The 23,086-nt window shown below is 67.8% G+C and carries 21 protein-coding genes; 13 read left to right on the top strand and 8 right to left on the bottom strand.

Annotated elements, in window-relative coordinates; translation table 11 throughout:
- Positions 1-14 precede the first annotated feature (14 nt).
- Complete coding sequence (locus VEY12_12390) at positions 15-3,080, top strand: S8 family serine peptidase (protein ID HYM40918.1); 3,066 nt, start codon at positions 15-17, stop codon at positions 3,078-3,080.
- Between the two features lie 206 nt (positions 3,081-3,286).
- On the opposite strand, the gene VEY12_12385 is transcribed toward VEY12_12390, so the two are convergent.
- On the bottom strand, positions 3,287-3,718 hold the full coding sequence (locus VEY12_12385; protein HYM40917.1) for a hypothetical protein: 432 nt from the start codon (positions 3,716-3,718) through the stop codon (positions 3,287-3,289).
- A gap of 172 nt (positions 3,719-3,890) precedes the next feature.
- On the opposite strand from VEY12_12385, the gene VEY12_12380 reads away from it, so the two are divergent.
- Both VEY12_12380 and VEY12_12375 read left to right on the top strand, forming a co-directional pair.
- Positions 3,891-4,703 carry a hypothetical protein gene (locus VEY12_12380; protein ID HYM40916.1) on the top strand — a complete coding sequence of 271 codons (813 nt, stop codon included), beginning with the start codon at positions 3,891-3,893 and terminating at the stop codon, positions 4,701-4,703.
- 10 nt (positions 4,704-4,713) lie between these two features.
- On the top strand, positions 4,714-4,917 hold the full coding sequence (locus VEY12_12375) for a hypothetical protein (protein ID HYM40915.1): 204 nt from the start codon (positions 4,714-4,716) through the stop codon (positions 4,915-4,917).
- A gap of 58 nt (positions 4,918-4,975) precedes the next feature.
- Here VEY12_12375 and VEY12_12370 read toward each other — a convergent pair whose 3' ends face one another.
- The 7 genes from VEY12_12370 to VEY12_12340 form a co-directional block, all read right to left on the bottom strand.
- Positions 4,976-5,824 (bottom strand): GTP-binding protein, encoded by an 849-nt coding sequence (locus tag VEY12_12370; protein ID HYM40914.1) that lies wholly within the window; start codon positions 5,822-5,824, stop codon positions 4,976-4,978.
- Between the two features lie 121 nt (positions 5,825-5,945).
- A complete protein-coding gene (locus VEY12_12365; protein ID HYM40913.1) occupies positions 5,946-7,244 on the bottom strand; it encodes a hypothetical protein in 1,299 nt (432 codons plus the stop codon).
- On the bottom strand, positions 7,245-7,757 hold the full coding sequence (locus VEY12_12360; protein ID HYM40912.1) for a hypothetical protein: 513 nt from the start codon (positions 7,755-7,757) through the stop codon (positions 7,245-7,247).
- Entirely contained in the window at positions 7,754-9,457 is a 1,704-nt protein-coding gene (locus VEY12_12355) for an Ig-like domain-containing protein (protein ID HYM40911.1), read from the bottom strand. Before VEY12_12355 ends, VEY12_12360 begins: the two co-directional genes overlap by 4 nt.
- Positions 9,458-9,689: 232 nt before the next feature.
- Positions 9,690-10,724 carry a hypothetical protein gene (locus VEY12_12350; protein ID HYM40910.1) on the bottom strand — a complete coding sequence of 345 codons (1,035 nt, stop codon included), beginning with the start codon at positions 10,722-10,724 and terminating at the stop codon, positions 9,690-9,692.
- Positions 10,725-10,896: 172 nt separating this feature from the next.
- Entirely contained in the window at positions 10,897-11,442 is a 546-nt protein-coding gene (locus VEY12_12345; GenBank protein HYM40909.1) for a helix-turn-helix domain-containing protein, read from the bottom strand.
- 147 nt (positions 11,443-11,589) lie between these two features.
- Positions 11,590-12,030, bottom strand: a complete 441-nt coding sequence (locus VEY12_12340; protein ID HYM40908.1) for a roadblock/LC7 domain-containing protein — start codon at positions 12,028-12,030, stop codon at positions 11,590-11,592.
- A gap of 223 nt (positions 12,031-12,253) precedes the next feature.
- On the opposite strand from VEY12_12340, the gene VEY12_12335 reads away from it, so the two are divergent.
- From VEY12_12335 to VEY12_12290, 10 genes are all read left to right on the top strand, one after another.
- A complete protein-coding gene (locus tag VEY12_12335) occupies positions 12,254-12,889 on the top strand; it encodes a hypothetical protein (GenBank protein ID HYM40907.1) in 636 nt (211 codons plus the stop codon).
- A 95-nt stretch (positions 12,890-12,984) separates the two neighbouring features.
- Positions 12,985-13,185, top strand: a complete 201-nt coding sequence (locus tag VEY12_12330) for a hypothetical protein (GenBank protein ID HYM40906.1) — start codon at positions 12,985-12,987, stop codon at positions 13,183-13,185.
- Between the two features lie 25 nt (positions 13,186-13,210).
- Positions 13,211-14,053, top strand: coding sequence for a CPBP family glutamic-type intramembrane protease (locus VEY12_12325; GenBank protein HYM40905.1), 843 nt, complete (start codon positions 13,211-13,213; stop codon positions 14,051-14,053).
- A 105-nt stretch (positions 14,054-14,158) separates the two neighbouring features.
- Positions 14,159-15,073, top strand: coding sequence for a glycosyltransferase family 2 protein (locus tag VEY12_12320; GenBank protein HYM40904.1), 915 nt, complete (start codon positions 14,159-14,161; stop codon positions 15,071-15,073).
- Positions 15,048-16,256, top strand: a complete 1,209-nt coding sequence (locus VEY12_12315; protein HYM40903.1) for a glycosyltransferase family 4 protein — start codon at positions 15,048-15,050, stop codon at positions 16,254-16,256. Before VEY12_12320 ends, VEY12_12315 begins: the two co-directional genes overlap by 26 nt.
- Positions 16,253-17,689 carry a radical SAM protein gene (locus tag VEY12_12310; protein HYM40902.1) on the top strand — a complete coding sequence of 479 codons (1,437 nt, stop codon included), beginning with the start codon at positions 16,253-16,255 and terminating at the stop codon, positions 17,687-17,689. Before VEY12_12315 ends, VEY12_12310 begins: the two co-directional genes overlap by 4 nt.
- Positions 17,690-17,698: 9 nt before the next feature.
- A complete protein-coding gene (locus VEY12_12305) occupies positions 17,699-18,973 on the top strand; it encodes a glycosyltransferase (protein HYM40901.1) in 1,275 nt (424 codons plus the stop codon).
- 7 nt (positions 18,974-18,980) lie between these two features.
- Complete coding sequence (locus VEY12_12300) at positions 18,981-20,186, top strand: glycosyltransferase family 4 protein (protein HYM40900.1); 1,206 nt, start codon at positions 18,981-18,983, stop codon at positions 20,184-20,186.
- A gap of 115 nt (positions 20,187-20,301) precedes the next feature.
- Positions 20,302-21,918: a hypothetical protein gene (locus VEY12_12295; protein HYM40899.1), complete on the top strand. Its 1,617-nt coding sequence runs from the start codon at positions 20,302-20,304 to the stop codon at positions 21,916-21,918.
- 29 nt (positions 21,919-21,947) lie between these two features.
- On the top strand, positions 21,948-23,069 hold the full coding sequence (locus tag VEY12_12290; protein ID HYM40898.1) for a glycosyltransferase family 4 protein: 1,122 nt from the start codon (positions 21,948-21,950) through the stop codon (positions 23,067-23,069).
- Positions 23,070-23,086 lie beyond the last annotated feature (17 nt).

Below are 23,086 nucleotides of genomic sequence, written 5' to 3'. Positions count from 1 at the left end.
TGTGGTTGAGTTTGGTGTTGATCGGATCGTTCGGGCTCGTACCCGTGAGCGCCGTCGTCGCCGCGCTTCCCGCGGCCAATCTGGCGGTGCCCACGTCGACGCTGTCCGCCGCGGCCCGCGGGCTGCAGCTCGTGGACAGCGTGGGCATGCGTAGTCTGCGTCTCTCCACGGCCCAGAACGTCGAGGTGATCCTGGGCCTCCAGGGGCGATCCCTCGGGGAGGAACAGGACTACCGGGCGCAGAACGGGCTCCCGCCTCTGGACGCCGCGGCCCAGCAGGCCTACGTGGCCTCGCTCGCCCAGGCCCAGGCGCCCGTGGTCGCTGCCTTGAAGGCAGCCGGAGCCACGGTCCGTTACCAGTACCACTTCGTGTACAACGGCATCGACGTGGTCGGGGGCCGGGCTGCTCTCGCGCAGGTCATCCCGCAGCTGCCCGGCGTGCAGCGGGTCGACCTGGCCCAGCAGGAGAACCTGAACCTCGACGCCAGCGTCCCGTTCATCTTCGACGGCGCGACGTATGAGCAGCTGGGCGGCAACGGGTCGGGCGTCACGATCGCCCTGATCGACACGGGCATCGACTACACGCACGCCACGTTCGGCGGACCCGGCACCCTCGCCGCCTACCAGGCCATTGACCCGACCAAGATCGACCCGAGCTACTTCCCGACGAAGAAGGTCATTGGCGGCTACGACCTCGTGGGCGAGAACTACGACGCCCGGGGCGCGACGGCCCCCGGCGGCACGTGCAGTGCGACTCCGGTCCCCGACCCGAACCCGCTCGACGTCAACGGCCACGGCACGCACACCGCGAGCACCGCGGCGGGCATGGAGGTCCGCAATCCCGAGACGAATGCCCTCCTGACGCCCCATGGCGTAGCGCCGGGCGCGCTCCTGTACGAGTACAAGGTCTTCAGCGGCTGCGCCGCGGACGGCACCGCGAGCACGTCGAACGCGAACGTGATCGCGGCGATCGAGATGGCGGTCGACCCCGATGGCGACGGAAACACGGCAGACCACGCCATGGTGATCAGCATGTCCCTCGGCAGCGACTTCGGCCGGGACACCACGCCGGACGCCGTCGCGTCGAACGCGGCCGTGGACCTGGGCGCGATCGTCGTGGCCTCCGCGGGGAACGCAGGCAACATCCCGTACATCACGGGCAGCCCGGCCACGGGCTCCAAGGTGATCAGCGTCGCGGCGGGCAATGACCCGAAGATCCACATCCAGTATCTCGGAGTCACGGGCACCTCGGGAGGCGCCGCGGACGGCAACAAGGTGGCCGTCGAAGCGGCCATCACGCCGCCTCTCGCGACGATCGGAAAGACGGTCGGCCTCACTGCGTACGGCGGTCTCGGTTGCTCCGCGTACACCCCAGGCGAGTTCGCCGGCATGATCCCCCTGATCGAGCGGGGGATATGCACGTTCCATGAGAAGATCCTGGACGCCCAGAATGCGGGCGCAATCGGCGTCGTGGTGTTCGACAACCGCGTGGAGGCCCCCATCGTCATGGGCGGCGATTCCACGGGGCTCACGATCCCCGCGGTCTTCATCGGCCAGGCGGACGGACTCGCGATCAACGCGGCCCTCACGGCCTCGACGACGTTCACCCTGGACCCGACGAACATCCTGCCCATCCCCAACCAGCTGGCCGCGTTCACATCGGCGGGGCCGCGGTTCGGGGACTCCGCCTTCAAGCCCGACCTCACCGCGCCCGGCGTGGAGATCCTCTCCGCGCAGGTCGCCACGGGAACGGGCTCCACGCCGGTCTCGGGCACGTCCTTCTCCGCGCCCCACATCGCCGGGGCCTCGGCGATCCTCCGGGAAATCCACCCGGACTGGAGCGTCGAGGAGATCAAGGATGTCCTGATGAACACGGCGACGGACGCGTCGCCGGACGGCACGCCGTACCCGGTCGCGCTCATGGGAGCCGGCCGGGTCCGGGTCGATGTCGCTGCGATGGCTCAGTCCATCGCCATGCCGGGCGGCCTGTCCTTCGGAGTCAAGCAGGACAACTCGGGCGGATGGAACACGTACACGCAGTGGCTCACGGTCGAGAACAAGGGCGACCACACGGCGCGCTTCTCGCTGAGCGCCGCGTTCCGGGATCCGAGCGAGAATGACGGGAGCATCCGGTTCTCCTTCCCGAACTCGGTGACCGTGCCCGCGCACCACTCCAAGATGGTGCCCTTCATGGTCAAGGTGAACTTCGCCCGAAGCAGCCTCTCGGATGGCATCCTGAACGAGATCGACGGGTTCCTCACCCTGACCCAGAAGGGAGGCGGCGACGTCCTTCGCGTGCCGTTCCTGATCATCCCGATCCCGCGGGCGGATGTGGAAACAGAGGGCTCGGGGCGCCTAAAGGTCGGGAGCTCCCTGCAGTTCGAGAACGATGGGCTGCGCGCGAGCGGGATCGATGTGTACCAGTTCGGCGTGCAGGTCCCGCGGCAGAACCTGCTGCCCGGAGAGCCGAGCGACTGGATGAACATCCGGTACACGGGCGCGCGGGCGTACGACGTGACGGGCCTGGGCCGCGTCCTCGAGTTCGGGGTCTCCATGTACGGCCTGCGCAGCTCCTCGAGCGGCATGCAGACGGACATCCTGATCTCCGTGAACGGCGACACGACGCCTGACTACGACGTGATCGTCGCAGACCTGGGCGCCTTGACGACGGGTACGGTGAACGGCGTCATGGTGACCGCGGTGGTCTCCCTGTCGACCGGGAACGCGTTCCTCGAGTTCCTCGTGGACAGCGAGAACAACGTGGCCTGGGAGACCGCACCCGTCCTCGTAGGCGACATCAACGCCCTCGGCGGTCCGACGATCGACACCACGAACCAGACGATCTCGTACTTCGTGGTGACCACGGACCTTCAGACGGGCTTCCAGGACGTCTCGGGAAGCGCGACGTTCAACGTGATCCACCCGACGTTCGACGTGGACGTGAACTCGTTCGTCCTGAACGCGGGCGCCGAGGCCACGATCCACGTGGTCGCGAGCGGGAAGAGCGGTGGATTCCTCGTGCTCCTGGAGAACAACATCGCCGGGCGGGCCCAGAGCCAGGTCATCCTGGTGAGGCACTAGTCGGGAGGCAGGTAAGACAAGAACAAACCCGAACCGAATCGGCGGAGGGCGGACTCGCGACGTGCGGTCCCGCCCTCCGCGCCATCTATTTTCCACGCCGAGGATGGTGGGGTGCCCCAACCATAGGGCTTTTCGATGAGTTGTGATGCGGACACGCGAGTCCAATCGCGGTGGCGGCCTCCGGTGGCGCTGCCGCACTCCCGCCCCTATCCGTGGAGATAGCCCACCCAGAACGCGTACATCGTGAGGCCGAACCACAGTACCGCGAAGCCAACGAGGACCACGCCGACCGCAATCCAAGCGGGGAGTCCGCCTTCCGGAGCCTCATTCCACAGGGAGAACCGGTCCGGTACCCGCAGGACCTCCCGCTCGATCCGCCGGACCTTCATGCCCCAGCGATCTGCCCGTGCGGTCGCGCGGATCGCGACGACGATCCAGCCGACGATCATCGCCAGGTTGAGGACGCCCAGGACGAGGAACGTGTTCACGTCCTCGTTCACGCTGAGCACCTCAAACGCGAGGATCGCGCTGATCAGCCCGAGGACGGCGCCCGACTCCGTGAGGCTTGCCTCCTGATGCCGTCGCCAGGCGTTCAGCTCCGTCGCCTGCTCCCGCGGGTCCCACGGCGTGGTCTCCATAACCGCCTCGGAGGGCGAATGCGCTCGAGACCACTTGAATCCAAAGGGTCGGCAGGTCTCGGCAAGGGCCGTGACCTGGGCTACGGGTTCAAGGTCTTCCGCCCATTTCCCGGGCGGGCTGATGGCGGTAGCGGAGCAGCGCAGGACAGAGGGCGTCCGTCCTCTTCACCCGATGATGCGTTGGCTCCTGTACGCGGCGAGCGGTCTCGTGGCCCTCGCCGGGTTCCAGTTCTTCGTGCTCACCGAGCAGACTGCGACCACGTTCGCGTGGACCGTGCAATCCTTCCTAACCGCGGCCTCTCTCGGCGCGGCATACTGGTCCGCGGTCCCCGTGGAGTTCCTGGCCGCGCGCGAACGCACATGGGCGAACGCACGGATCGCGGTCCCCGGGGTCTGGACGTTCACGACGCTCACCTTGATCCTCACCGCGGTCCACGCCAGTCTCTTTCACTTCACGAGCGCGGATGCCGTGCCTCGCGCCGCGGCGTACCTCTGGCTCGGCATCTACGCGGGCGTGCCCGTCGCGATGCTCGTCGCCCTGTTCCTGCAAACGCGGAAGCGAGGCCGCGATCCCCCCGGCCAGGATCGTCTTCCATCCGCGCTGCGCTTCGCGTTGTTGATCGAGGGTACGGGAACCCTCGTGGTCGGCCTCGCTCTGTTCGTGATCCCGGACGCGATGCGCCCTCTATGGCCGTGGTCGCTCACGACGCTCACGGCGCGAGCCATCGGCGCGTGGCTCGTGGGCATCGCCGTACTCCAGCTCCAAGCATTCCGGGAGAACGAGTTCAGCAGGATCCGCCCGATGGGGGCGGGGATCGCCGTCTTCGGCGTCCTCGAACTCATCGCCCTCGCTCGCTATCCGAGCGAGATGGCGTGGAGCACTCCCGGGGCTTGGCTCTACCTGATCTTCCTGGCGAGTCTCCTCTCCGTCGGCGTGGTCGTGTGCCTGGGCGCCGAACGTTTCAAATCCCCGTCGCGCCCCTAGCCCCCGCGCTATGATTCCCGTACCCCGCGGCCCTGGGGATCTCCCGGTGCCGCCCGAGGAGCCGCGACCCGCGGTCCGACGCGGGGAGCCGGTTCCGCTGGTGGTCCAGGCCCTTGAGGAGATCGAGACACTGAAGCGGACCCTGAGCGAGCTCGTCAAGCGGCTCGAAGGAGTCGAACATCGCGTGGCAGCGCTCGAAGCCCCGAAGGCGTAGGCGGCCCCTCCGGCCGGATCCGACCCACCCGCTCGAATCGGGCGCTCCGAGCGGCCCCTCACGAGTCGCCGATCACGAGTTTCCTCGGCCTGGGGGCCGCGACGGCCTCCTTGCCCGCGGGCGTGATCGTGAAGTGCGAGGTCACCGGGATCGACTTCGTGTCGACGAACGTGGCGGCCGTGTACTCCACGGGCGTGATGAGCCCCAGCTCGACGAGGGTGTCGAGCTCCGCCATGACCACCTTGGGGTCCAGGGTCTTGAACGCCTCGATGATCTCCCCTTTGGACCGTCCCGTGATGTCCTTGTGGGCGATCGCCGCCAGGATGCGGTACCGGAGCGACTCCCGGGACGCGGCGCGTTCCTGGCCGGCCAGGATGCCTTCCACGGAGCGCAGGATGATCTCGTTGAACGTCTCCTCGACGCCCTGCCCGGTGAGGGCGCTCGTCATCTTCGTGGTCACGCCCGGGAGCTGCGCCATGACGGACCGCATGTCCGAGGCACCCACGGCCACGGAATCCCGAAGGTCGACCTTGTTGCACGCGATCACCGCAGGCACCTCCCCGGCTACGGAGGACACAGCCTGGATCCAGTCCACGAGCGAGCGCAGGGTGTCCGGGCGACTCAGGTCGCACACCGCGAGCGTGCCGTGGGCGCCGTAGAAGATCGCGTCGCGGAAGTTGTCCCGCAGGGCGTGCTCACCCATGAAGTCGAACAGGTCCGCGCGGACCTTGGCGACCTCGTCCGGGCTCATCGTGATGTCCACCTCGATAGGGTGCATGTGGGCGCCGAGCGTTCCCTTCTCGTCCGCCATGTATTGGTCCGCGGCGAAGCGCCGGAGGAGGCTCGTCTTCCCCACGCCCCGGTCGCCAACCAGGCAGATCTTGACCCGCATGCGGCGAATGCGCATCGTAACCGGCGGCGACATCCGCCTTCTAAACGTTAGCCTTCCGATTATCACGGCTTGGAACGTCGGCGTGGGACCGCTTCGGGATGCCCCGCCGGTGCCCGGGCGATCACGATGGAGGAGGTCACAGGTCCTCGGCGGAAGGACCCGGCGCATCGGATCGGTCGCGCCGCCTGGGGGCGCCAGCCGCCGCCGTGCGCCGCATCTCCTCGCGGAACTGCTCCAGGCACGTGATCGCATCGTGCCATTCGGCCCGCTGGAGGTGCCCGTGGGCTTCCCTCAAGAGCCGAACGGGCTCGGTCAGGTCGTGTCCGCGCACCTTGAACTCCAGGAGGGTGTCCCGGGCCGCGCGTAGCTCCTCCTGGAGCCGGAGGAGGGGCGCCTCCTCGAAGCGGCGGAGCGAGCCCTCGACGAGTCCCATCGCCCCGGGCAGGGTCGCGAGCCCGGTGTTCCGATCCGCGGTGGGCGCAACCGGTGGGCTGAAGGAGAGGCTCCGAGGGACCGCCTCCGTCGCGGGGACGTCCCCGGGCGGAGACAGGGCGGGGCGACGGCCTTCCGGCAAGGTCTCCGCGCCGGCCCAGAACTCGACCTCGTCGACCGTCCCCGTGAACGGGTGCGCCTCGACCAAGCCGTCCTTCGCCTTCTCCAGGAGACGGACCGCGCGGCTGTACTCCCCCTTCCGGGACGCGGCATTCGCGCGCCCGATGAGTCGCCGCGGTCCGTCGATCCCGAGATCGGCCCGCTTGGCGTCCGCGACGAGGCTCTTGACCTCCCGCGCGAGCGGCGCGAGCTCGCGATGCGCGTAGAGCCGGTTGGAGACGCGCACCCTGAGGGCGATGACGAGGACGACGAGCGGGAACGCGACGGCGCAGAAAATCGCGGCCTGGGTCGGGAACGTCCAGAGGACCGTCTCGTTCAGGTTGACCATGGCGAGGACGTCATCGAGGAGGCTGCCGGTCCCCTGGAGGTGCCCGCCGACGGAGTTCTGGAGCACGAGGAACCCATTGCCCGCAAGGACGAGGAGCGCGTACAAGGCGCCCGTGCTGGGGGCGCTCCAGAGCTTCCCGCGGAACCGCGCCCGGAGGACGAACGCGCCCAGGAACAAGGTGGTCGACAGGGCGACGAGGAGCATCTTGTTGTGGACCGTGGGGGACGCCCAGAGCTCGGAGGCGGGCCAGACGTTCAGCCCCGTATAGCTCGTCGCGAACGACGTGAACACCCCGGCGGCGAGGGCGAAGAAGGACGTGGGCTCGGCGAGGGAGGCGATCTTCCGCGCCCAGCGGTCGAGGGTCCAGTTCCGCCCCGCGAGGCGCCGCAGCCACAGGTCGGCGACGAGCTTGGCCGCCACGCCCAGGCCCGCGAGCATCAGGAAGCCCGTGGCCAGCTCAACGGTCACCTGGTGGAGTACGCGGGGGTCGATCATTCACCGAGGCTCCCGCCGCAGGCGCAAGGATGTGTAGTAGAAGATCGCGACGACCGCGCTGGCCGCCATGGACACGCTCGCGGCCAGGGTCCAGACCCAGGCGCTCTGGTCCGCGGGGGTGAAGCCCTGGGACGACGGCGCGGCAACGGCGAGCGTGTACGTCTGCGCGCTCGAGCCCGCCGGTCCCGTCGCGGTGATCGAGTACGTGACCTGGGCCCCGTCCGGCTGGGCGGGCAACCAGGCTTCGTAGTCCCAGCCACCGCCCTGGGCGCGGGACAGGTTCGTCATCGGGACCGTCGCGGGCTTCGCCAGGGAGCCGTTGTTCCACAGGACGATGGCCGACGTCGCGTTCACGAGCACGGCATCGATCTCGATCTGTCGGCCCGGGGCCGCCGAGGAAGGCGGCGTGTGGATGATGTGGACGGAGCCGGAACTCGCGGCGGCTGAGAGCGAAGGGACGAGGGCCGCGGCCACGAGGATCGCAAGGACTGCCAGGAAGGGGGCGCGGTTCATCGGCCTTCCTCACGGTTCGAGTCCGCGTCGTCCCGGCTCCGGGTCGGCTGCCCGCGTCGACGGAGCTCGCGCCGTACGAGCGCCGCAAGGAGAATCAAGACCAGCGCCATCCCTGCGGGGAGCGCGGCCCAGCGAAGGTTCTGCAGGTCGAAGAGCGACGCCGCACCCGCGACGCCGCCGGCGGGCGCGGACGAAGGCGAAGGATGGCCCCAGATGTCCACGGCGACCACCTCGTAGTAGTACGTGCCGCCCGGCGTCAGGCCCACGTCCACATACGTCGTGTTGCGCAGCGGGTTCGCGTTGAGCTGGACGAACGGTCCCGCCGAGGCGCCGGACCGGAGGAGGATGTACCCGGCGACGAATGCGTCGGAGCTCGCAGTCCATGTGACTTGGAGCGAGCCCTCGCCCGCGTCCGTGACGGTCGGGGCCGCGACGGCCGGCATCCGATCCACGAGAACGTGGACGGTCGCGTTCCGCGCGCCGCCCGTCGTGAAGGACGCCATCGCGCGGATCGTGTAGAAGCCTTCCGGGGAGGACGTGGTGTCCCACCCCAGAGAGTAGGGTGGCTCGGTCACGGAGCCCAGCAGCGTCCCGTTCACGAACACGTCGACGGAGTCGACGCCGCCGGGGTCCGTCGCGCTTACGTTGATCGTCACGAGCCCCGTGACCACGGAGCGGTTCGCCGGAGCTGTGATCGCGAGGGCGCGGGCCGTGTGGTCCACCCGGACGGAGATCGTGCTCGTCCCGAGGTTGCTCGCGGGATCGTACGCCTTCGCGGTGAGCGTGTGCGCGCCGTTCGCGTAGCCCGTCGTGTCCCACGTGGCCGTGTAGGGAGCGCTCGTCGCGGTGCCGAGCAGGGTCGTGTCGGCGTAGAAGTCCACGTGGGCGATGCCCGCGCTCGACGACGCAGTCGCGGCGACGACCACGACCCCGTTGACGACGGCGTTGCTCGTGGGCGACGTGATCGAGACGCTCGGCGGCGTCGGGGTCCCACCGCCGCCCGCGGACGCGAGGCGCATCACGTTCACGTTCGTGATCGAGCCGTGGTTGATGTTCCCGCCATTCGCGCCCGCGCTGCTCGTCTCCGTGGTCACGAAGAAGTGGTAGGAGGTCGTCCCGTCGGGCAGGAGGGCGAGGCCGCCGGCGTTCAGGGGCCGCTTCCATTCCGCGGTGACGTTGTAGGGGGCCGCGGTCCCGCCGACTCCCATGAAGCCGTAGTCAGCGTCCGTCGCATTCTGCGTCGGCGGGCGCCCGAAGCCCGTGGTCTCGACGACCGCGGGCGGGTACGTCGGGGTGGGCGTGTAGGACCCCCCGTCCCAGAGGCCGAAGAAGGCGCCCTCCCAGGTGCCGCTGCTGTGGTGCGACGTGCCCGAGGGGGAGATCTGCATCCCGAGCCAGAAGTGCGTCCCGGTCGCGCTCTGCCACGGGATGTCGACGTGACCGTCAATTCGGAAGTACACGGACGAGTTGTCGTGCTTCGCGTACAGCTGGGCCGACCCGTACGGCGCGGAGGCGCCGTTCTCCAGGGGGATCGTCCAGTTGCTCGCGTCCGACCAGGCGCCGGTCGCGGGGTTCCCGTCCAGGTCCGCGTTGCTCACGGGGACCGGAGAGAAGGGGATCGTGACTGTGATCGGGGCCGCCGGAGCCGAGGCGACCACGAGGAAGAGGGAGAGGAAGCCCAGGGCGAGGACCAGGGCCACGAGTCGCCTCCGTCGCCCCTTGGTTGGCCTCGCTTCCCCTTGCATGAGCCGTCCTACGACCTCTCGTCGGCCGGGGTCGCCGCGCGGCGACGTTCGCCCGGAGTTATAAGCGTCATTGGACATCCGTCGACAAGAGGACGGGCGGCACCGCGTACCCGGGGGCATAGGCTTTGCCGCCAGATTATCAACCGTGAATGCCGGCGCGGCTCGACGCAACCTCCTCGTGTTCGCATCAGGGCGCGGACTCCGGCGATCCCGCGGCGGCCTGCGCGGAACCCGCGCGGCGCGGCCACTCGCCGATCGCCCGGGCGATCAGGAGCATTGAGACGTTGAGTCCCGCCACGGACGCCATGGAGGGATAGAAGCCCGCGAAGAGCGCAGAGGCGCACCCAAGGAGGAGCAGCTCCCAGGCAACTGCGTTCCCGCGGCGCCCGAGGAGCAGCAGGGCGGAGGCGAAACACGCGAACACGGCACTGACCACGCCGAGCGAGACGACGGCGGGGGCGAAGAGGGCGAGGTTGGACCCCCAGGTGATCAACGCCGAAAGGACATAGCCCGTGAGCGGCCGGTCCGAGACCCCGTCCATGATTAGAGGGACGAGGACGAACGGCAGGAACGCGTACCACCGGGCCCGCAGCTCCGCCCCGGAGCGATCCAGGACGACGTTCAGGAAGACGGCGATGACGAGGAATTCCAGGATGACCGTGGGGAGGTTCACGAAGAACCAGTTGGCCCGCATCCATCCGCCGGACCCAATCACGGGGTCGAGCCCCTCGAGGGCGGCGACCCGCACCGCGAAGACGACGGGGAGGGCCACGAGGACGACCGCGTGGACAACCCGCGTCCACCGCTGCATCGCCTCCCGCCTCGCCTTCGGGAACGGGTACGCCAGCCACGACCCCGCGGCGACGGCCGCGATCGCGAGAACCAGGAACGTGAGTGTGGTGAGCGGGACCAGGACCTCGAGGACCGCGAGCAGCCAGGTGACCAGGGCCGCGCCGGTGAGGGCGAGGACCGCGAGGGTCGTGCGAATCGGGACAGCGGTGGGCCTCCATCCGAGGACGATGAAGAACACCGGAATCAGGACGAACGCCAGGAGGACCTCGTACGCCTCGAGGACGCCGCCGACCGTGACCAGCGTGGGCGGGCTTAGGTTGACGCCGATGAGGGCGGTGCTGGCGGAGAAGCGCACGAAGAGCAGGAGGGTGACGGCCCACGCGACCCATCGGGCGTGCCGGGCTCTCCTCGGGTCTTCGGCGGCAACCATTTCGGTCCGCCCGAAGGGAAAGGACCTATAGAAACCCCGCCCCGATCCGGGCTCTCGGAGAAATCGCAGGTGAGAGGTCGTTCCCGGAGCGTTCCCCCGCAAACCCAAGCCGCGGGGGCGCGAGTCCCCGCGAGATCCGTGTGAAGGGTTCTTGCGATCGTGTGGCGGGAGGTCACGTTCGTTTCATCCGCGGTCCGCGCTCACCGGTGGCCCAGAGGAAATCCACAGTCCGGCGGTCGGGATCCACGGCCCGGTAGCGCCCCCGAGCGCGCACGACCAGGCCCAGTTCCTCGAGGCAGGCCAGGTGGTAGGCGGCCAACTGGCGGCTCACGCCGAGCGACGCCGCCACGTTGCTCGGGCTGGCCTCCCGCTGCTGCCGGACCGCGGACCACACTCGCATCCGGAGGTCTCGGTACTTCCAGTACTGCTTGAACGTGTCGTTGAGCGGCGACGTGGAGCCCCGGGCGATGGCGAAGTACCGGAGCTTTCCGCCCATGCGTTCGGAGCGGACCAGGCCCTTCTTGACGAGGACGGAGAGGTGGTGTCGCGTCGACCCCATGGAGATCTGCAGGGTGCGGCCGATGGATCGGAAGTGGTCGCCGGGGAGCATCGCCAGGTACGCGAGGATTCGCTGTCGCGTCGGGTGGTCGACGATCGACAGGTCCGAATGCGCGTTCACCTGGGCCACCGCCCGGGGATACCCTCGGGCGGCGAGCACGCCGTTTCCTTCTTTCCCGAGCCCACGGAACCCCTCGACCCAATAGGCGAGGACGGAGTAATTGTCACGTGTATTTGAAGGAATCCCCCAGACCATCTTTGGGACGTAATGGCCGGGGACCGCCGTGCCCCGAGCCCGACGGCCACGTCACGGGCGCGACGCAACCGTGTGCGCTTTCGGTCTCCGCCTCTCGCGACCGTCGGGGAGCCTAGCCTGGAGCGCTCGCGACACGGCGGACAAGCGTTCCGGGGACACGGACGTGGGCGCCGCGATCACCAGCAGATGCTCGTCTCGCGTGCGGACCGCGAGGAACCGCTGGTCTCCTGCCTCCACGATGGCGGAATCGGGCCGGCGGCCCCGAAGCTCCTCCATGAGCGTGTCAATCGAGGCCATCAGGGTCGCGGACATGACCCCCAGCACCTCATGCCGCACCTCGTTGCGAGTCCAGCTCCCCAGGACTTCGCCCGCGGTCGTCAACAGGAATGCCGCGTCGAGCTGCCCGGCGGCGTGGAGGTCGCCCACTAACGATTCCAAATCGAACCGGCTTCCCCCCACTCGATCCGCGACGATAGCCCCGTCCTCGAGCACCCGAATAAGCGACCCTCCTTAAGTTCGCCGCGTCGCACGGGTAGGCTACGGGTCGTACCTGCCCCTACGACACCGATCGGGCAGTTGATCGGACGAGGTGCGGGATGGGATGGCCATAGGTGCGTTCTCGTTCCCTTTCCCCGGTTTCGGCCCCGGATAACTACCGAGGTTGAGAGAGGCACGCACGGTTTCATATCGGTCAGCGGCATCCTTGCTTCTCGCCGTGCGGCGCATCCTGTCGGTCGGAATCGTCCTGTTCGTGGCGGTCGCCTTCACGCTCGCCGTCCTCTCGGAAGGGAAAGGATGGCTCTTCCTGGGCTCCATGGTCGCGGCGGCGAGCATGATGATCGTGGTCGTGTTCCTCCTGGCCTTTTCCACGGGTCACGAGCCGCGTCCGTACGGGCGCTCCGACACCTTCCTGGGGTTCGAGGAGGCGGGTCGCCAAGCGATCCGGAGCGGCTTCCTGGATGCTTCCGTGAGGAGCGACCCGCTGGGAATGACCCGGGAACATCCCGAGGATGAACGGTCTCGGATCTCCGCACGAGCCTTTGTGAGGACGCTCGTGCCATCCCCCGAGGTCCCGCGGGCGCTGACGGCAGCGTCCGCCCGACGCGAATTCCTCGCGGCGCTCAAGCGGGAAGGGACGGGTCTCGTCCGACTGGCCAAGGTGACGGGCGTCGACGTGGCGCCCTACCAAGCGTTCCTGGCCGACGCGCGGAAGGCGGCCCTGCGGGGCGACGCGGGCGCAACCCTCCGTTCCCTCCAGCTGGCGAACGAGCTGCTGCGCGCGTCCATCGAGAAGTTCCTGGTCAAGCGCCGCGCCACGGGCCAGGGGATCGACGAGTTCACCAACTTCTGACATCCCATTCCGGCCCGAGCCGACAGGCAGCCGAACCGCGCGGAACACAGCAAAGGTTTTCCGGCTGCGCCATGCTTCCCTGGGTGGAGCGACGGATGCCCTACGTGATCAGCAGCGTGGCCCAAGCGGCGAGCGCGGCGGCGGTCGTCTCGCTGGCGGCGCTGCTCCTTACGAGGCATGTGCTGCTCCCCCGGTTCGACGAGACCCAGCTGCGGAGGTTCGAGGCCCCGCTCATCCTGCTCTTCGGCGTATTCGTCGTGTACCTGATCGCGAACTTCCTGGCGGCTCTGCCCTAGGGAGGAGGTCGGGCGGGGGGATCGATTGGAGCGCGTAGGAGAAAGCTGGGGCGCGGCGCGCGGTAGCTTCGGGTTCGGGGACGCGCACCCCGGCGGCTCGTTCGGCTGGGTTCTCGCGGGGTTCGTAGGCGCGTACGCGCTCGCCGGGACCTTGCTCGCCCTCTCCCTCGCAGGCCTGGGCGACTTCCTGGTGCCGGGCATGGCGTTCCTGGTCCTCCTCTGCGTCGGGGTGTTCGCCGGGAGCCTGCTGGATGCCCGCAGGACGGCTCAGCGATTCTATCTCGCGCTGTCCCTGGTGCCAAGCCTCTCGATCGCGCGACTCGCGTTCCTCGGGGTGTCCGTGCCCATCTTCGACCCGCTATTCGTGTACCTGCTCTTCGCGGTCGCCCTCCTGGCGTTCCGCCAGTCCACGGGGAGCGGGCAGGCACCGGGTCGAATGTCGCGGAGGCAGGTGCCGCGAGCACTGATCCTCGGATCCGGCCTGGCGGCGGCCTTCGCCATCCTGGGAGTTGTGCTCCCGCTGGCGAGCGGGCCGGTGACGCCGCTGCCGCTCTGGATGAGCCTCCCGATTCTGGCACCGATCGCTCTGCTGGACGAGCTCTGGTTCCGCGGCTTCCTGCAGCAGGGGCTCGCGGGCGCCACGACCGCGAGGCAGGGATGGCTTGCGACCGCCGTCCTGTTCGTCGCCTACGGTGCGCCGTTCGGGACTCCGACCGTGCTCCTGTTCCGCGCGGCCTTTGGAGTGACGCTCGGCGCGCTCGCGATGCGCCCCGTGAATCTGCCCGCGGCGTTGGTGGCCCGGACCGTGATGGCCGTGGCTCTCGTGGCCTTGGCCCCTGGATTGTCGGGCGCTTCATTGATCGTGTGACGCCGTGGTGCGGGCCGTCAAAATCCGTTCCACAATCGCCATATAACCGCGGGTCTCCTAGGAACTTCCCCGACGATCCCCCGTGTGGGTTGGGAGGGAAAAGTCATGTCACTCACAGAAGGCCCTAGGGGCGGCCCTAGCCCCGAAGACGAGGTAGAACTCGCCCGAGAAGTCGACAACTTCGTCCTCGAAGACCACGTTGTCCTCACCCCCCTCCCGCCGATTGAAGAGGTCATCATCCTTGTGCCGGCCCTCGACGAGGAGAGGGGGATCGGCAACGTACTCGATACGATTCCTTTCCAGGAACTCCAGGACATGGGCTGCGAGGTCTCCGTGCTCGTCGTCGACGGCGAGTCGACGGACGCTACCCGAGAGATCGCGGAGGAGAAGGGAGCCCATGTGTTCGTTCAATCGGGTCGTGGGAAGGGCAACGGGGTCCGGCAGGCCTTCGGCCGGATCGTCCGGCACCAGTCCGATGCGCGGTGCCTGCACCACCGCCAATCCGTGATCATGGTGGACGCGGACGGCACGTACCCGGTGGAGGACATCCCGCTGATCCTGGACGCCCTGCGGGCTGGAAACGACGTCGTCATGGGGTCCCGGCTTCTCGGGAAGATCGAGACGGGGGCCATGACCGGCCTCAACGAGTTCGGCAACCGGATGCTCAGCCTCCTTGCCCGGGTCCTCTTTGGTGCGCCGGTGACCGACGTGTGCACGGGGATGTGGGGCTTCTCCGAAGAGTTCCTGCAGCAGTGCGAGCTGCAGGCCAAGGGCTTCGAACTCGAGGCGGAGATCTTCGCCTCGGCCGCGCTCCTCGGGGCCCGGATCACCGAAGTGCCCATCGACTACCGCGTCCGCCACGGAGAACCGAAGATGATTCCCATTCGGACGGGCGCCCAGATTGCCTGGTGCCTGCTCCGGAAGCGCTTCGAGTCGGTCCTGAAGGGGCCGGCCCGAATTCTCGTTCGCGTCATGCAGGGTCAGGGCTTCCGCCATGAGAGTCTGTCTTCTGACTCCTGAGTTCCTGCCCTCCTGGGGCGGCATCGGGACCTATACGTACTACCTGGCTCGGGGACTCCGGGACCACGCGGAGGTCCACGTCGTCACCTCGGACGCAGGCGTACGGATGGACCGGTTGCCGGGGCTCGATCGCCTGCACGTTCACCCACTTCCGACAGGAGGTCAGGGGCGGGAAGGAGCGAGCTCCCTCCGGTTCCAGATGGCCGTCTGGAGGCACCTGCCGCGCCTCGTGCGGGACGGCGGCTTCGACATCGTCCACAGCAACCACGCGCAGATGGCCGACGTGCTCGCGCGGCTCCGCTCCATGGACACGAGCCCCGTGGTCACGGTCCACACGACCCTCGACTCCCAGATGGCCGGGACGCTTCAGGCGAGCCCGGTCGCGGAGCCGCAGGAAACCGAACGCACGGTCGTTCGCCACAGGAACCTGCTCCGGATCGTGGAACGACGGTACCTGAAGCGGTCCCCCTCCCTGATCTTCGTGTCTCGCTGGATCCGCGACCAGGCCGTGAACAAGTACCGCCTCCGTCCGGCGAACAGCCGCGTGATCCCGAACGCGGTCGACACGGAGATGTTCAGTCCGTACGGGTGGCCCGCACCTCCCGCCGCAGACGAGACTGCCGAGGAGACCGACCGGCCCTTCACCCTGCTGTACGCAGGGCGGCTCCTGGCCCAGAAAGGCCTCGGCACCCTCCTTAGCGCCATTCCAAGGATGCCTCGCTCGGTTCGAGTGACCATCGCGGGCCCGGGCGACCCGGCACCCTGGAAGGAGTTCGCCGCGAGCCACGGAATCCCGACCCATCGCGTGTCGTTCCTCGGGCGCGTGGACTACGCGCGCATGCCCGACCTGTACCGTTCGGCCGACGCGGTCGTGCTCCCCAGTTTCCTGGAGAGCTGCCCCCTCACAGGACTCGAGGCGATGGCGTGCGGGACACCCCTCATCGCCGCGGACGTCGGCGGCGTCTCCGAGATCGTCCGCGACGGAGACACGGGATGGCTCTTCCGGGCGGGCGACGCGGCGGCCCTCGCTGCGCGCGTGGCGTCCGTCGCGGAAGGTGGACCGCAGGTGCGACGCGTGATCTTCGCGGCCCGACGCTGGATCGAGACGAACGCCACCGTGGAGCGCATGGCGGACGAGACTCTCCAGCTGTACCGGGCCGCGCTCAAGGAGGGAAACACTTGAAGGTCCTCCTCGTGAACCCGCCGCGCTTCCAGGGCAGCTCGGTCGTCCGCGAGGAGCGCTGCGAGGTCCCCGAGCGGTATTCCGTCCTGGAGCCGTACAGCCTACTCCAACTCGGGGCGCTCCTCCGAGAGAAGGGGCACCAGGTCGGCCTGATCGACGCGAACGGCGGCGACCTGAGCTTCAACGACGTCGAGGCGAGGTTCCGAACCCACGCCTTTGACGCGATGGTCTTCCGCTTCACGCCGACGACGTTCGACCACGACATGCGCGTGGCGCGCCTGGCCAAGGAGGCTCGGCCGGACGCGACCACGGTGGGCATCTCGTGGACGCTTCGGACCCTCCCGCGCGAAGTCCTGGCCGAGGCCCCCTTCATGGACATCTACCTCCGCCATGAGTACGAGGCCGTGGGCCCGGCGCTCGTGGACACCTTGGATCGGGACGGGCCCGTGGCCGAGGTCCCGGGCATCGCGTTCCGCGAGGACGGCCACATCGCGGTCACCCGGGACGCGGCCCCCTTCCCGGACTACGACGAGCTCCCGCTGCCCGCGTACGACCTCCTGCCCTCGCTCGAGCCGTACTTCATCTCCGCCCGCGCGGGACAGCCCTTCACGATCATGTACACGAGCAAGGGCTGCCCGTACGCCTGCAACTTCTGCACGGTCGCGCGGACGAAGTGGAAGGACCGGTCTGCGGAGAGCGTGCTGTCCGAGCTGCGGTACCTGCGGGACCACTACCGGATCCGGACGGTCTCCTTCTTCGACGAGACGTTCACGATGAGCAAGAAGCGCGTGCGGGCCATCTGCGAGGGCATCCGGCAGGAGCGCCTGGACATCCGGTGGTACTGCAACACCCGCGTGCACCTCGTGGATCCGGACCTCCTGCAGGTCATGCGCTCCGCGGGTTGCAGCGGGATCTCCTTCGGCGTCGAGTCGGGGAACCAGAAGATCCTGGACGGCGCGAGCAAGCAGGCGACCGTCGCCCAGGCCGAGGACGCGATCCGAGCCGCGAAGGCCGCCGGCATCAAGACGTACTGCGCGTTCATCCTGGGCTTGCCGGGGGAGACGAGGGAGAGCGCCATGGACACGATCCGCTTCGCGCTCCGCACGCTGCCGAACGGCGCCCAGTTCAACGTCCTCGCGCCGTACCCGGGCACCCAACTGCACGAGCAGCTCCAGGAGCAGGGGCTCCTCCCCGTCATGGACTGGCGGAAGATGTACCAGGACCAGGCGGCCGTGGGCACGAAGGACCTGACGCCCCAAGAGCTGAACGCGTTGCGGCGCGCCGCGTACACGAGCCTGTACTTCAGCCCGCGGTGGTGGCTTCAGAACGTCCGCTTCGCCCTCGCGGATGCCGTGGACTTTCAGCTCGCCTCCCGCTACGCCCTCCGCGTCCTCAACAACTACTTTGTGCATGGGATGCATAACTCCCACTGAGGCGCGCGGGTGGAGACCCTCCGGTTCCTCATGGTCTCGACGTTCTACCCGCCCCACCACCTCGGCGGGGACGCCGTCCACGTGCAGTACCTTTCCGAGGCCCTCGCCGCGCAAGGCCACGAGGTCCATGTCGAGTACTCTCCCGCCGCGTACGGGGTGAAGCGGCCTCTCGAATCAGCCTCTGCCCGCGACGATGCGGGACGAGTCCATGTCCATCCCATGACCCGCGCTAGGCAAGTCTCCTCCCCGATGGCGGCCTATCTTCTTGGGCAGTCCGGCACGGTGACTCGTTTCCATGAGAAGCTCGTGCGTGACGTGAAACCCGACGTGGTCCATCTGCACAACATTTCTCTCCTGGGCCTTGGCGTTCAGCGGGGAGCTGACACGCGACCCCGCCTGTACACGGCCCACGACTATTGGTTCCGGTGCCCACGGAGCGACCTCATGAAGCGCGGCCGTGAACCCTGCGAGAACCCATCGTGCTTCTCCTGCATGGTGAGTTCGCACCGGGTCCCGCCGTGGTGGAGGGCCACCGACATTGCGCCCAAGATGGACAAAGTCCAGTGCGTGATCGCGCCGAGTCAGTTCATGAAACGACTTGCCGACGCATCCTTTGCATGTCCTGCCGTGCACATACCCAATTTTGTCCCGGACGAAAACCCGAGCGGCGCTGTGGGAACGGGATCCTCGTACTTCCTGTACGCCGGGTTGCTTGAAAGACACAAGGGTCTGGACGGACTCGCGGAGGCTGCTTCCTTGTATCGTGGGACGAAGCGCTTCGTACTCGTAGGCCGCGGGTCCGAGGAGCGACGCCTCCGGGAACGTGCTGCGCTGTCAGGGGCGCGGCTGGAACTGCGACCCTGGGCCGATCGCTCTACCCTGTCCGCCCTGTACAGGGAAGCGGCAGCCTTCCTCATGCCGTCGACCTGCCTGGAGAATGCGCCGCTGGCCGCGATCGAGGCACTCTGCTGGGGTGTTCCGTTGCTCACCACGTCCTGGGGCGGTGCCGCGGAACTGACCCAAGGGGGATTGGCGGGATACTCCTTCGAACCGAAGGCTCGCGAAATCGTGCGCGTGCTCGAGACGTTCGATGCTCTCTCGGAACCATCCACACTGCGGCGAGCCGCCAGGGGCGCCTATGAGACCCACCATCGCCCCGAGGTCTACCTGGGTCGATACCTCGCCCTGGTCCGTGCGCTCCTCTCCGGGGACAACCCGGCGATCGTGGACAAGCCGAATGGGACCAGCCTGCTGGGTGCGCAGGCAGCCATCCGGGAGGCGTAGCCAGTCGATGGACGTCAGCATCATCAACCCCATTGCGGCGACGCCGGACCTGCAGGGATCCTCCTTCGTCCGTTCCGCCACGTCAGCGGGATCGCTCAAGCTGAGCGCGCTGCGTGAAGTCAACATCGTCGAGCTCGGCACGGCGATCGCCGACCTCGGGCATCGAGTCACGATCGTGGTCGGGAGCGTCTACGTCGGGGACCGCGCGGTTCCCCTCGGCGCAAACCTCTCGGTGGTCCCGGTGCATACCCTGATGCCCTTCCCGTTCCATCCCGGCGTGCTCCCCATGACGCCCGCGCTCCTGCGGCATCCGGCGACTCGGGACGTCGACGTGATACAATCGGGGGAGTTCCATCAGCCCTCCACCTTCTTCGCCGCGGAGGCTTCGCTAGAACACGGGATCCCGCTGGTCCTGTGGCAGGAGACCTTCCTTCCCATGCGATTCCCCGGTTCACTCTACCAACGTGGCTTCGAGCTGGCGTGCGGGCCTAGAGTCCGCGCCGCCGCATCCAAATGCATCCCCCGGACCTCCAAGGCCCGTGAGTACCTGCACGCCCTGAAGTTCAAGGACGCGGCAATCCCGCACTGGATTCCCACGGGAATCGACCTGACCCAATTCGCTCCGAGGCCGGCGACGGCGACCTCCGAGGACTTCGGCTGGAGGGGCGAGTGTGACATCCTGCTCCTCGTCGCCCGATTGAGTCCGAGCAAAGGGGTCGACCGCGCCCTGCGGATCTTGAAGCGGTTGCGGGGCAAACGGCGGAGCGCACGCCTTCTCGTCCGAGGCTCGGGGCCTCAGGAGGCGGAGTTGCGTCGCCTCGCCGCCAGCTTGGGCGTTTCTGCGTTCGTGAGATTTGTTCCGAGGTTGCCCCGGGCGAAGATGGTCGATCTCTACAACCTCGCGAAGGTCGTGCTCTGCACGAGCCGCGCGGACCTGCTGCCTTTCGCGCTCCTCGAGGCGAGCGCGTGCGGGCGACCCGTCGTGGCCGCGGACGTCGGGGCCGTGGCCGACATCGTCGAGGACGGCCGGACGGGGAGCCTTGTCCCGCGCGGGGATGAAGAAGCTCTCGGCCATGCGGTCGAGGGGTTGCTTCAGGATGAGGAGAGGAGGCTCCGCTTCGGACGCGCCGCCCGGGCTCGGGCCGAAGCCTGCTTCGATGTGCGAGCCACGGCGAAACACCTGGTGGAGGTCTACCGTGCCACCGCCGGATGACCGCGAAGGCGAACGCACGAGCGAAGCGCAACCACACCCCGGATCCGGTGGGTCCCCTCGAACCTCCGAGAAAGCCGGACTGACCCTCGGCTTCGTCGTGGCCGGAGTACTTGTCATGCTCTACGCAGCGCAGACGAGCCCCGTCCTCGGTGTTCCCACGACCGCCCAGTTCGGGCTCCTGCAGGTCATGCCGCCCCTGTACTGGCTTGGGCTGGGACTCCTGGCTCTCTCCGTGGCGCTCGCCGCTCGCTCCAAGCACGACCTGTTGTTCGTGATCGCCGGCGCGGTCCTTCTGGGAATGTTCGCCGCGACGCCGGGACTCTTCGAACCGAATCCGCCGGTGTGGGATTCGTACATCCACTACGCCGCGGCCGAGGACATCATCCAGGTCGGGCGAATCCCGACCGACCCAAGCGCCTACGCCGCGAACTGGCCCGGGTTCTACCTGATCACGGCTGCCGCAGGCCTGATGGGAGGCCTCCCGCCTCTGGACTTCCTGGGCATCTTCCCGTTCTTCTCCGGCGCGCTCACCTTCCTGGCCCTGTTCCTGTTCCTCCGAGCCTTCTTTCCCGCGGGGGTGGTACGGCCGGCGAGCGTCCTGAGCTCGGCGCTCTGCGTATGGGCACAGTACCACGTCTCTCCCCAGGGCATCGGTCTCTCGCTGGCCCTCCTCGTCCTGGCGACGGCATGGGACACGAGCGTCCCGCTGCGGATCGCGAATGCGGTTCTGTTCATCGGGCTGGTCGTGAGCCACGCCACGTCGGCCATCTTCGTACTGGCGTTCTTCGGACTCGACGCGTTGTTGGCGCTCGTCGCGGCGCCTTGGGCCGCCAAACGAGCGGCACGGCCGTCGCCATTCGCGCTCAAGTTCAACCCGTTCCTCATCTACGGCGCCATCTGGCTGAGCTGGCTCTTCTTCGTCGCTGGTGGCTCGGCGGAGATAACGAAATCCATGATCATCACGGAGTTCGGCAACATCCTGAACGCCGGGGAGAGCACGGCGAATGTCATCGCGGCGCGTTCCATCGCGAACATCTACATCTGGTCGCCCCGAATTCGGCTCGGGGCCCTGGCGATCTTCGGCCTTGGCGCGGTCGTAGGGCTGTTCCTCCTCTTTCGGAAGAAGGATCTCCGGGGCCCCGCGCGGTTTCTCCTGGCCGCCATGGCCGGCCTCGGCATCCTGGGAGTCGCCGACATCGTCCTCTTCAAGGGGCTGTTCTACGATCGAGCCCTGATGTTCTTCGCGATCCTCGCGCCTGCGGCATTGCTCTGGGGGCTCCGGATGTTCGAACTCAGGCCGCCCGCACGTCGAGCGATCTTCGTCGTACTCCTCATCGCCGCCGTGGCCGGAGCATCGACCGCGTACTATCAAGAGCCCTTCTACTCCGTCACCGCTCAGTCCGTCGCCGTGTCCAACTTCCTGTCTACCCATGGGTCAGGACTCACCGTGTATGACGGGGAATTCCCGCTCCCGATCTGGCTCCTCACCCGGCAATCATTGCCTTGGGAAGAGATCCCATTCTATACGGTGTACCCGGACTCCGTGACCGGGCCTGCAGGACCCCCGGGTTCCACGTTCGCAGTCTTCGATCAAACCGCGAAGCTCTGGTATGTCCAGGGACACGGGATTGAAATCTATCAGTTCTACGAGTCCCAGCGATCCAACTACTCCTTGACCTACGACAACGGTTACGCACAAATCTATTTGCTGAGTCGACCCCCGGCCACGTAGGTCGTGCCGGCACAAGCACGAGGCCCCGTATGCAGCCGCCAAGGATCTTGTTCATCCCAGAGGTCCGTGAGGACGGGACCTCGGACCGGTCCCCGGCGGTCCTTCGACTCCTGCGGAAACGCCACGAAGTCATCACCTTCCCGTCCCCCAGGGATCGACTCATCTACGACACATCCCGCGCCAGGGCGCCTCGCTACGCACTGTACGCGGTCGACCGGCTCCTGGCCGCCGTCCAGGGCGTGCGGCTGGGAAGGAAGACACACATCGAGCTCACCTTCTGTGAGACGCCCCATCACGCCCTGGTCGGACTCTGGATCTCCCGAATCCTGGGCGTGCCCTCCGTGTGGGACAGCCACGGGAATGCCGCGGTCGCCGCGCGGAGCACCGGGAAGGGCCGGGTGTACACCTTTCTGGCAAGTGCCCTCGATCGGTTCCTCGGGCGACGCGTGGACGCCCTGATCACCGTCTCGAAGGCCGACGCGGAGGCGTACGAGGCGATGGGCGTGCCTCCCGACCGGTTGCACGTCATCCCGACATCCGTGAACGTGGAGGAGGTCGAGCGAGAAGCCGGCCAAGCGGTTCCGCGAGGAACCGAGGCGGCGAAGACCCTGATCTTCTTCGGCAGCTACAAGTACACACCGAACCTGGAGGCGTTGCGATTCATCAGCGCGCGTCTCGCGCCGTACTTGGAGAAGGAAGGAATCGTGTGCCAGATTCTCGTCGCGGGGAGGGACTTGCCCCGCATGGACCTGCATCCGTCGATCCAGCCCGTGGGGTTCGTGGAGGACATCCACGCGCTGATACGGAGTGCGGACCTCTGTGTGGTGCCCATCTGGTCCGGAGTCGGAATCCTGACCAAGGTGGTCGACACGATGGCAACCGGCACGCCCCTGGTGATGTCCCGCCCTGCGACCATGGGAATCCCCGAAATTCAGGACGGCGTCCATGCCCTTGTAGCCACATCTCCCGATCGCTTCCCTGAGCTCGTGGCCGACGCCCTGCGCAATCCGGAGAAGATGCACGAGATTGCAGGCAATGCCCGCAGGCTCGTCGAAGCACGCTACGACTGGCGTATCCAGGAACCGCTCCTCGAGGATCTGCTGACCAAGCTGACGACGGGGGCAGGAGGCTCGCGACACCGTGGAGGTTGAAATCGTCACCTACGACG

It is taken from the genome of Thermoplasmata archaeon, from assembly GCA_035632695.1.
In the GTDB taxonomy this organism is placed as follows: Archaea; Thermoplasmatota; Thermoplasmata; order RBG-16-68-12; family RBG-16-68-12; genus RBG-16-68-12.
Note: the sequence above shows the minus strand (reverse complement) of the source record. Positions and strands in the feature narration are given on the sequence as shown.